This is a genomic window from Microcystis sp. M49636_WE2 (genome assembly GCF_030065375.1).
GTDB classification, from domain to species: domain Bacteria; phylum Cyanobacteriota; class Cyanobacteriia; order Cyanobacteriales; family Microcystaceae; genus Microcystis; species Microcystis aeruginosa_C.
This window is the reverse complement of the sequence record NZ_JASJFG010000302.1, coordinates 1-9,915: the sequence shown is the minus strand read 5'-3', so window position 1 is coordinate 9,915 and position 9,915 is coordinate 1. Positions and strand designations below refer to the sequence as shown.

General features: G+C 42.1%; 10 protein-coding genes and 1 pseudogene. 9 read left to right on the top strand and 2 right to left on the bottom strand.

The genetic code is table 11. The features are described 5' to 3' along the window. The 6 genes and pseudogenes from PX484_RS07250 to PX484_RS07225 form a co-directional block, all read left to right on the top strand. Positions 1–612, top strand: a pseudogene (locus PX484_RS07250) (ABC transporter ATP-binding protein); the annotation flags it as partial. Between the two features lie 111 nt (positions 613–723). Beyond that, positions 724–1,665 carry an ABC transporter ATP-binding protein gene (locus PX484_RS07245; protein WP_287668935.1) on the top strand — a complete coding sequence of 314 codons (942 nt, stop codon included), beginning with the start codon at positions 724–726 and terminating at the stop codon, positions 1,663–1,665. Then, the gene (locus PX484_RS07240; RefSeq protein ID WP_288103300.1) at positions 1,655–2,485 is read left to right on the top strand and encodes an ABC transporter permease; all 831 of its coding nucleotides are present in this window, start codon (positions 1,655–1,657) and stop codon (positions 2,483–2,485) included. The genes PX484_RS07245 and PX484_RS07240 overlap by 11 nt, the downstream gene beginning before the upstream one ends. Positions 2,486–2,487: 2 nt before the next feature. Continuing rightward, a complete protein-coding gene (locus PX484_RS07235) occupies positions 2,488–4,014 on the top strand; it encodes a GldG family protein (protein WP_288103298.1) in 1,527 nt (508 codons plus the stop codon). 47 nt (positions 4,015–4,061) lie between these two features. Then, positions 4,062–4,682 carry a Uma2 family endonuclease gene (locus PX484_RS07230; RefSeq protein WP_004163760.1) on the top strand — a complete coding sequence of 207 codons (621 nt, stop codon included), beginning with the start codon at positions 4,062–4,064 and terminating at the stop codon, positions 4,680–4,682. 112 nt (positions 4,683–4,794) lie between these two features. Further along, positions 4,795–5,370: a Uma2 family endonuclease gene (locus PX484_RS07225; RefSeq protein WP_004163759.1), complete on the top strand. Its 576-nt coding sequence runs from the start codon at positions 4,795–4,797 to the stop codon at positions 5,368–5,370. Between the two features lie 324 nt (positions 5,371–5,694). Here the strand turns inward: PX484_RS07225 and PX484_RS07220 are convergent, their stop codons facing one another. Together PX484_RS07220 and PX484_RS07215 are read right to left on the bottom strand one after the other, a co-directional pair. Next, positions 5,695–7,149: a serine/threonine-protein kinase gene (locus PX484_RS07220; protein ID WP_288103295.1), complete on the bottom strand. Its 1,455-nt coding sequence runs from the start codon at positions 7,147–7,149 to the stop codon at positions 5,695–5,697. A 90-nt stretch (positions 7,150–7,239) separates the two neighbouring features. After that, positions 7,240–8,139, bottom strand: coding sequence for a J domain-containing protein (locus PX484_RS07215; protein ID WP_287766927.1), 900 nt, complete (start codon positions 8,137–8,139; stop codon positions 7,240–7,242). A gap of 196 nt (positions 8,140–8,335) precedes the next feature. Between PX484_RS07215 and PX484_RS07210 the strand changes: the two genes are divergently transcribed. From PX484_RS07210 to PX484_RS07200, 3 genes are all read left to right on the top strand, one after another. After that, positions 8,336–9,415 carry an HNH endonuclease gene (locus PX484_RS07210; RefSeq protein ID WP_287766929.1) on the top strand — a complete coding sequence of 360 codons (1,080 nt, stop codon included), beginning with the start codon at positions 8,336–8,338 and terminating at the stop codon, positions 9,413–9,415. Positions 9,416–9,422: 7 nt separating this feature from the next. Beyond that, positions 9,423–9,620, top strand: a complete 198-nt coding sequence (locus PX484_RS07205; RefSeq protein WP_157404812.1) for a hypothetical protein — start codon at positions 9,423–9,425, stop codon at positions 9,618–9,620. 90 nt (positions 9,621–9,710) lie between these two features. Beyond that, the coding region (locus PX484_RS07200) for a hypothetical protein (RefSeq protein WP_288103292.1) at positions 9,711–9,915 on the top strand (205 nt) is incomplete at its 3' end.

The following is a 9,915-nucleotide window of genomic DNA, read 5'->3' as shown; positions in this document are numbered from 1 at the left end:
CTCTCTTTAGATGATATTTATAAGACCTATAATGAGCGAATAAAATTGCGTCAAAAGGATGAAAGATTGCGCTGGCGTGGTCCACCGGGTACTCATGATATAGCATTAGGAATTAAAGTTTTAGAACAGGTTTGTCAGCAAGAAAGTCCGATTTTAATCCCGCGTTTTGACAAGTCCCTGCATCGAGGACAAGGAGATAGAATTGCAGCGGAACAAGTGGAGGGAGTCGATATTCTTTTTTTCGAGGGTTGGTTTGTGGGCATGAATCCAGTAGAAGAAACAGTCTTTGATCATGCCCCCGATCCGATTAATAGCGAGGAAGACCGACAATTCGCCAGGGATAATAATCAAAGATTGCGAGAATATCTACCCCTCTGGTCAAAAATCGATCGCTTACTGATTCTTTATCCCCTTGACTACCGTTACAGTTTACAATGGCGACAGGCGGCCGAAACAAAAGGAGGTATGACCCCATCAGAAATCGAGGAATTTGTCAAGTATTTTTGGAAAAGTTTACATCCGCAATTATTTCTCCCACCCCTGCTCAAACAAGCGGATATAGTGGTAGAAATTAATCGCGATCATAGTCTGGGAAAAATCAGTTATCAGTGAGTAGTAATCAGTAATCAGTGAAAAGAAAGCTCCGAACTTGTCACTTAACACTATTGACTGAAAACTCACATCTGGTAACTGATAACTGATAACTGATAACTGATAAAGCTTATGATTGAAGTCGAACATCTGAGTAAAATTTATGGTTCTACCACGGCAATAAGTGACGTAGATTTTACCGTAGAAAAAGGAGAAATTCTCGGTTTTTTGGGACCCAATGGAGCGGGAAAAACCACGACCATGAGGATTTTATCCGGTTATATTCCTGCCACCACAGGAACAGCAAGGATAGCAGGATATGATGTGCATCAACAATCCTTAGAAGTGCGTCGTCGCATTGGTTATCTTCCCGAAAATCCCCCCTTGTATCCGGAGATGACCGTGGAAAGTTTTCTCGATTTTGTCGCACGGATTAAAGGCATCTCATCGGGGGATAGAAAAGCGCGGGTAGATTTAGTTTTAAGCAAATGTCAGTTACTAGAAAAAAGAAAAGTTATTATCCGCAAGTTATCCAAGGGTTATAAACAGCGTGTGGGAATTGCCCAAGCGATCGTACACGATCCACCGGTAATTATTTTAGATGAACCGACAGTAGGATTGGATCCGAAACAGATTATCGAGGTGAGAAATCTGATTAAAAGTTTAGCGGGAGAACATACAATTATTCTCTCCACTCATATTTTGCCAGAAGTGAGTATTACCTGCGATCGAGCGACAATTATTAATCGGGGTCGCATCGTGGCCAATAATATTACTACCGCTACCCCTGCCGGTTCCAGTTATGAAATTGAGATCGAGGGTGATAGGGATTCCCTGCTAGAAATCCTTCAACAACTGCCGCAAGTCGAGCAAGCAGCAAAAGTCGGCGATAACCTGCTTAAAATTGTTGGTCAAGTGGGAACAAACCTAGGGGCAGAACTTGCTAGAATAGTTGTCAACAATGGTTATAACCTATTAGAAATGCGTCGCACCCGCAAAACCCTAGAAGATATCTTTCTGGAAGTAATCGGCAGCGGGGAAAGTAACCAGCAAGAGGAGAGGCATGATCAATAATATCTGGGCGATTTTTCGCAAGGAATTTCAAAGCTATTTTACCGCCGCCAATGCCTATATCATTATGGGCATATTTTGGTTAGTAGCGGGATTTTTCTTTAACTCCCTTCTCTACGGCATTATTCTCGATGTTAGTATCCAAGAACAATCGGGATTTCTGGTAGCCAGAGATACGGTATCTGAATTTATGACCACTTTCATCGGCATTATTTTATCCTCTTTATTGTTGGTAATTTTGCCAGCCCTGTCTATGGGATTATACGCAGAGGAAAAAAAACAGGGAACCCTAGAACTTTTAGCCACTTCCCCCCTGACCAATTGGAGTATAGCCATCGGTAAATTATTGGGAGTGCTGGCCTTTTTTACCGTGATGATTACCCCCCTCTGGATTTATGAAATAGTGGTTTTTAGTAGCGCAGTTCCCCCGGTGAATATAGCCAGTATTTTACTAGCTCATCTAGGATTAATTTTACTGGCAGCGGCCATCCTAGCCATCGGAATGTTTATTTCTTCCCTCACCAATAGTTCTATCCTGGCTTACATCATCACCTTTATCACCATCTTATTTATCTGGATACTGGATGTCATTGCTAACAATGCCGAAACCTTCTTTCGAGATCGCATCGGAGGAGAAGTGGGAGAACAGATCGGATTTTTCCTGAAAGAATTACTCTCCCATCTATCTTGGTATCAACCCTTTAACAATTTCGTGCGGGGAATTTTTGACAGTAGTAGTTTAGTCATCCTCCTCAGTTATATTCTGCTGGGAATCTTCCTAACTACTCAAGCGATCGAAGCGGACCGTTATCAAAGAAACTAACTATGAGATCCTGGCAAAAATACGGTAAATTTCTCTATATACCCGCCCTATTTCTGGGTAGTGCCGGCTTAACCGTGGGGTTAATCTCCGGTCAATGGTCATCCCTCTCTCTGGGGTTATTAATTGCCGGAGCTATTTTGTTTCTAGGGTGGCTGTTGTTATTAGTAATCACTTCCAAAGACTTTTGGCAAAAAAGAAGTACCCGCACCGGCACTCAAACCCTCATTACTACTATTATTGTCCTCAGCGTTATTGGTTTAATTAACTTTCTCGCCCTCCGTTATCCCTATCGAGTTGATTTAACCGAAAACCAAATCTTTAGTTTATCCCCCCAAACCGAAAGACTATTAACCAATCTGTCAAAACCCGTCAAAGTCTGGATTTTTTCAACCCGGGGAATCAGTGGCAACGAAGAGGAACTTTTAGCCAATTATCAACGCAAAAACCCCCAATTTCAGTACGAAATAGTTAACCCGGAGAAAAAACCCAATATCGCTCAGGAATTTAAAAAACTAGCCAATGATAATCTAGCCAGAGTCTATCTACAGTATGGTGAAAAAAAACAACCCCTGAAAACTATTAGTGAAGAGGAAAGTCTCACCGAAGCGAAATTGAGTAACGCCATCGAAACCGCTAAAACCGATCGCACTCTAACCGCTTACTTTCTGCAAGGTCATGGAGAAAATGCCATCAAAGAACCTCAAGGGGGTTTAGGACAAGCAGTCAATAGTTTAGAAGCAAAAGGTTATCAAGTAGAACCACTTAATCTAGTGGAACGTTCCACCATTCCCAATAATGCCGATGTCATTATTATTGCCAGTCCCAAAAGAAAAATATTTCCCCAAGAAGTCACCGCTTTAAAAAACTATCTTGAGCAAGGGGGCAAAATTTTATTAATGATTGACCCTCAAACCGAAACCGGATTAGAACCCTTATTAACCCCTTGGGGTGTGAAACTAGATAATCGGATTATTATTGATGCTTCTGGTGCCGGGGAAATCATTGGTTTAGGTCCGGCTAGTCCCATTATTACCAATTACGGTAATCATCCCATTACCCGGGATTTTGCTAACGGTATTTCTATCTTTCCCTTTGCTCGTCCCATCGCCACCGTTCCCATCGAAGGAATTGAAGCCGTATCTTTAATGATTACTAATGATAAAATGTGGGCTGAGAGTGATTTAAATGATCAGAATCTCCAGTTTAACCCTGAAAAAGATTTAGCTGGCCCCTTTGATCTAGGAGTTGCTCTGACGGGAAAAAAAGGTAAATTAATCGTGATTGGTAATGCCAGCTTTGCCAGCGATGGACTATTTGAACAACAGTTAAACGGAGATATATTTTTAAATTCTGTGCAGTGGTTAGCCAGTGGTGAAACAGCCACCTTATCTATCCGGGCTAAGGAACCAGAAAATAGAAGAATTAATTTAAATCCCCTGCAAGCTAACGCTATTTTTTGGATAGCGATGGTAGTGATGCCTTTAGGGGGATTTACCCTAGCTGGATTGACTTGGTGGCAACGTCGTTAATCGAGTTAGAATCTTGAAAAATCATCTCTCTTATTCCTCTAACTGCCATGACCACAACCCAAACTATCCCCCAATTTTTGACTTTTGATGACTATATTAATCAATATCCCGATGATGGACAACAATACGAATTAATCGCAGGAAAATTATCGGCCATGATGCGACCGATCGGAAAACACGAAGAAATTGGCGGTTTTATAAGCATGGAGTTAGGATTGGAGATTAGAAGACGGCAATTGCCCTATTTTATCCCCAATACTGCCGCAGTAAAACCCCTTCGCCCCCATACAGGTTATCTACCCGATATTATTATCTTAGACAGAGAAAATCTAGTTAACGATCCCTATTGGGAAACCGCTTCCTCAATTTCTCTGGCAACATCAGCTAAATTAATTATTGAAATTGTCAGTTCCAATTGGCGAGATGATTATCTGAAAAAATTCGACGACTACGAACAATTAGGAATTGCCGAATATTGGATTATCGATTATTTAGCCAAAGGTTCGTCCCGATATATCGGCAGCCCCAAAGAACCCACCATTTCTATCTATCAATTAATCGATGGAGAATATCAAGGTAATTTATTTAAACAGGATCAACGTCTTATTTCAGGGGTTTTTCCAGAGTTAAACCTCACGGCTAATCAAATTTTTCGTGCTAGAGCTTAAAGAAAAACCCGTATTTTTAGATTAGACTTATGGTAAAAATCAAAAACTTACCTGAGAGTAAGGAGTCAGGAGCTTATAATAGAAAACAACTCAAGATCGGAGAAATCAATTAATGTTTGCCACAATAGAAGATAAACAAGCTCTTTCCCTCGAAGTATTTCTTGCCCTTCCAGAAACTAAGCCTGCTAGGGAATATTATCATGGAATTGTCACTCAAAAACCTATGCCCAAAGGAAAACACAGCATCTTACAATTTGAGTTAGCCTCTGCCATTAATCAACAGACTAAATCTCAAAAATTAGCTTATGCTCTACCTGAATTGCGTTGTACTTTTGCAGAACGTTCAATTGTGCCAGATATTGCGGTGATTCGTTGGGAGAATTTGCCAAGAGATCTAGATGGAGAAATGGCCGATCAATTTTTACGTTATCCCGATTGGATTATTGAAATTATGTCTCCTGAACAATCTGTTACCTTAGTGATGGAAAAGATTATTTTCTGTTTACAACAAGGAACAGAATTAGGTTGGTTGATTGATCCTTCAGCAAAGTCAGTCACCGTTTTTCAAACAGGATTACCGAAAGTACATATTGCAACTGAAGGAAATAATGAGCCTTTAGCAGTGATTAAAGGATTAGAACGTTGGTCAATATCAGCAGTGGATATTTTTGCTTGGCTAAAGGTTTAATTTGTTCTGTCAGCATCGTTTGGTTTATCAGGTTATTCCAGAAGAGTAAAGTTGTCAAAGTTATACGGATGTGGACTCATTATCAATAACTCCTCTTATTTATGGCTCTTCGGGAATTGTTATGCAAATATTAAGGTTCTTCGGTTTGTGCTATGCAATGAACGGGGGTTATAAGGGATGAAACCCTTATAGAGAAAGACATTTAGCGATTTTTGTCAATTGTTTTCGCTCTAGAAGTAACTAATCAATGGAACTCTTACCAGATACGGATTTAATCGATTTATGCCACCCTATCGAACCAGACTAAGTAACGAAGAACCTCTATTAATTACTATTTTCTTCAGGAGGAGAAGGTGATAAAACCGGAGGAGCGATCGGTTCAATTTTATCCTCATTAACCGGGGGATTAATCACCTCTGGAACAGGAGAAGGAGAAGGAGAAGGAGAAGGAGAAGGAGAAGGAAGGGGAGAAACTTGAGGACTCGGCTCCGTTTCAGGAAGGGGAACAGGAATAGGAATTACTTCTTCTGGGGTGGGACTAGGAGTTAATTCTGGAGTCGCTTCTGGACTAGGAATCACCTCTGGGGTGGGAGTAGGGGATGGAGTGGGAGTCGGGGAATAAATGGGAGTCCGTTGACGAGAAGGTCGTCGGATAGGGGGAAAATCTTGGGAGGGAGGAGGAATGATTTCAGGAATAGGAGAAGGTTCGGGGGTTGGTGATGGTTTAATTTGCTCATTTTTGGGAAAAAGAGCCATAAATCCCCGATATCCTAGGGCAAAAGCCCCAATTGTCACCGCAAAAATCAGCAAAATCCACAGCCAAGTATTCTTTTTTTCCCCAGAATTGGGTTGAATAACCACAGTGGGGGAGACGGTTGGTTTTGGGGGTGTAGAGGACTTTAATCGGGGACTATGGGGAGAAACCGCGATAGTCGGTTGGGTGGACAAATCGGGGGATATTTCTGCCAAAGCTGCCAACATTTCCCTGGCAGTAGCAAACCGATCCCGGGGATGAAAACGGATCGCTCGATCGATTACCATAGCTAAATTAGGATTAACATTTTCTGCCTCCTGTCGCCAGAGAATTTCCCCCGTGCGCGAGTCAGTTTCTAGATATTGGGGAGTTTTTCCCGTTAATAAAAAAATCGCCGTTAAGCCTAGGCTGTAAAGGTCACTAGAAAAGACCGGTCTCCCGGCAGCCTGTTCCGAAGCCATATAACCGGGGGTGCCAAGGGCGATCGAATAGGCACTTTTTCCCGTAGGATCGAGTAAGGTGGCCACTGCTTCTTTCATTACCCCAAAATCGATCAAAATGGGCAAATTATCACTATTTCTTAAGATAATATTATCGGGTTTCACATCCCGGTGAATAATGCGGCGACTGTGAATAAAATCAATAACAGGCAGTAAATTCTCTAAAATCGTCCGCACTGCTGAGGAAGATAAATTTCCCTGTCGTTGCTGTTTTTGGGTTAGTGTCTCCCCTTCAATCCACTCCTGCACCAGATAGAAATGATTATCTTGGGCAAAATAACCGTATAAACGGGGTATTTGGCGATTTTGCTCTCCCAATTCCTCTAAAACGCTTGCTTCTTTCTGAAAACGTTCTTTTAACCATTCTGGCATCTCCTCACTTTGAATAGCCGGCTGCAATTTTTTAATCACACAGCGCCGTTGAGAAGGCATATTCGTATCGATAGCGATATAAGTTTCCCCAAATCCCCCCCTAGCAAGGGTGCTAACAATTTGGTAGCGATTGTTTAAAAGCACTAGATTCATTACCCTGAGAGTGCAAGCGTGGTCATAAATTGTTCCTAGACTAACATTCTTTCGTTAAGGAAAAAGTCAAGGCAAAAACTAGAGTCAAGTCTAAGGAATCCAGCGACGGATTTTCGTCCACAAAGGTGCATTATCTTGACTGCTCATCTCCTGAAAACTTTGATAACAATCGTAGGCGCGATTAAGATGGGCGGTGATTTCTGTCGCATTGGGATGGGAATTGCGATCGGGATGCCAATAACACAAGAGAGTTTTATAATTATTCTCAATCCGGTTAGTGGTGCTAAAAGGAGTAATCCCCAAAACTCGCCACCAAACGGGATTAGCCGACTCTATAATCATCACGGCCAAGGAACGGGGCGAAGGATAGAGAATTTGGGCGATTAATGACCAATCTGACCCATAACACCGCCGATAAACCGCTTTAACCCGCTCTTTTCCCAACTGTTCACAAGCTTGTAAATGCCATTGACGAAAATCCCCCCGCATCTGCTGATGAGTTCGCAAATCTCGCTGGGCAAATCTGCCCTCAGCTAGTTTATTAGTGCCAATAGTGTTAAAGTTACTATTAGCGATCGCTTTTATATCCCAGTAAAGATGATAAAAAGGATCTTGACCCAGGGCCAGACTTTCCAGAATTTCCTTAGCGTAACCTCTAGCCGGATTTAACCGCAATAATTCCCGTAATTCCCGACAAAACTGCTCATTTTCGGGCATACCGCGCCATTGCCAATAGTTAACATCCGGTTTTGCCAGAGACTGCCTATATACACTGCGCCACACCTGCGGAACAGTACAGGTGATCGGGGTAGCCAAGGGAGTAGCCAGGGGATAAAATTGACCCTTTAAAGAGCTTTCAGGAGCATCTTCTAGTAAACAAGCAAGATGATAGGCGGGATGACTACGGGGCTTTTTTTGGGGGCTAATAAACCAAAAAGCCGTTAAAATGACAATTAAGTACAGGAGTAGAGAAAGAATTTGCTCCGCCATGGCAACTTTTAGTTAGTCTGCTCAGTTACCCGAAGAATTATAATTCGTGCTATGATCGCTGAAAAGTTCTTTGTATCTCGGCTGATTGTCACAAATCTACAAAATTGGGTGATATGCCGAAAGTTTCCATATATTCTTACTCTGGTTATTCGGAAAGTTTCTGTATAATTAATATAATCAGTAGTCGGTCTTTAGCATGATCCCATCTGCACTCTCAAATATCACATTCGACGAGCAAGACGCAAACCTCTTTCTTGTCGATGACGCTCGCCTTCGTGCTGATGCTCTAAAACATTCGGTTTTACCGCGTCTGCGCTTGGTAATGAACTCTGCAATTGCTCGGATACGTGAGATATACGGGGTAGAAGTGCTGGACGACTCTATCGTTAGCGTTTTTCCGAATTTTCGGGAAAAGAGATACAACGATAACGAATTGACGCATAAATATGAATCTGTTTTCGTTGGTCTTGGCGGACAAAGGAAGGCGAAGTGGCCGGGTTTCTCGCGCAAAAATGGAAAACCCGTGCAAATCTTGCCATTTCGTTTTGCTTTCATGCTCACAGATGAGGGGGTATTTACTTTTCTGGAAAACGGTTGGCTCAAAGGACTTGATAAAAAGTCATTTGATTCGATTTTGCAGTTTCATATTGATAACGAAAATATAATTAATAGGCTGTGTTTCGGGTCTGAGATTCGACCTGATTTTTATTTTGGTGATGATTTACCTTTCTTCGCAGCATTTCAAGATCATTATCGACATAGAATATCTAACGAACTAATTGATAACCATTTTTTCGGGCATCTATATCGCTTCCCTGTTTCACCAGTTGACCTATTTCAATTAGTCGATAATTTTGCAGTTTTCTTCCCCGTTTATGACTCTTATATTCAAATAGCAAAGGGACTCCCGCATCGGCTGGAAAATTTAGTTTCAAGATTGAACTATTGGTGGTTTGAAAGACAATTAGAGAATCCGAATGAAGGGGGTGAAGAGAAGCACTCCGCCACAGGTGAATCGATCGCATTGGCATCGCTTTTCGCCGAGCAAAAGATTCGCGTAATGCCCGCAATCCGTTGGCAAGTATTTCAGCGTGATCAGTGGAAATGTGTTTCTTGTGGTCGCAATTCACATAACGGCGCAATTCTTCATGTTGATCACATCATTCCTCGCTCACGCGGTGGTCTTGACAACCTGGATAACTATCAAACGCTTTGTGACGTTTGCAACATCGGCAAAAGCAATAGAGATACCACAGACCTCCGCAATAAAGGCTAACACTGCGATGCACTCGACTCCGTTTCGCTCCGCTGGTGAGTATGATCGCCACTATGGTAGATATGGTAAAGTGCGTTCCCTAATGCAAGTCCTACCGCTGCAGCGATCGATTTTGGGGAACACACCATGGTCATTGATTCAAGCAAATGATTATCAGCTAAAAACGTCTAGGCACAGCGACGGACGGGAGTGCGATCGGATATAGACAAATATGGGGGCATTTTACCTTACTTTTTGGAGCCGTGATCTGTGGGCAATATGACATGATTAATAGAAGAAACAGCGAGTAAAGAGCATGACCACCTATCAAGATGTTCGCCGGCAAGTTGAGAATCTCACCCCAGACGAGCAACTTCGCTTATTAAAAGAGTTAGCTGTAATGGTACGTCGCCCTATGCTTGTTAAGCCCAAGCATAGCATTATGGAACTAGAAGGACTAGGAAAAGAAATCTGGAATGGACTTGATGCTCAAGAGTACGTTAATCAGGAACGTGCCTCAT

Excerpts from the sequence above, each read along its gene's own strand:
- PX484_RS07245 (WP_287668935.1), top strand. The coding sequence starts at position 724 with ATGATTGAAGTCGAACATCTGAGTAAAATTTATGGTTCTACCACGGCA.
- PX484_RS07240 (WP_288103300.1), top strand. The coding sequence starts at position 1,655 with ATGATCAATAATATCTGGGCGATTTTTCGCAAGGAATTTCAAAGCTAT.
- PX484_RS07235 (WP_288103298.1), top strand. The coding sequence starts at position 2,488 with ATGAGATCCTGGCAAAAATACGGTAAATTTCTCTATATACCCGCCCTA.
- PX484_RS07230 (WP_004163760.1), top strand. The coding sequence starts at position 4,062 with ATGACCACAACCCAAACTATCCCCCAATTTTTGACTTTTGATGACTAT.
- PX484_RS07225 (WP_004163759.1), top strand. The coding sequence starts at position 4,795 with ATGTTTGCCACAATAGAAGATAAACAAGCTCTTTCCCTCGAAGTATTT.
- PX484_RS07220 (WP_288103295.1), bottom strand. The coding sequence starts at position 7,149 with ATGAATCTAGTGCTTTTAAACAATCGCTACCAAATTGTTAGCACCCTT.
- PX484_RS07215 (WP_287766927.1), bottom strand. The coding sequence starts at position 8,139 with ATGGCGGAGCAAATTCTTTCTCTACTCCTGTACTTAATTGTCATTTTA.
- PX484_RS07210 (WP_287766929.1), top strand. The coding sequence starts at position 8,336 with ATGATCCCATCTGCACTCTCAAATATCACATTCGACGAGCAAGACGCA.
- PX484_RS07205 (WP_157404812.1), top strand. The coding sequence starts at position 9,423 with ATGCACTCGACTCCGTTTCGCTCCGCTGGTGAGTATGATCGCCACTAT.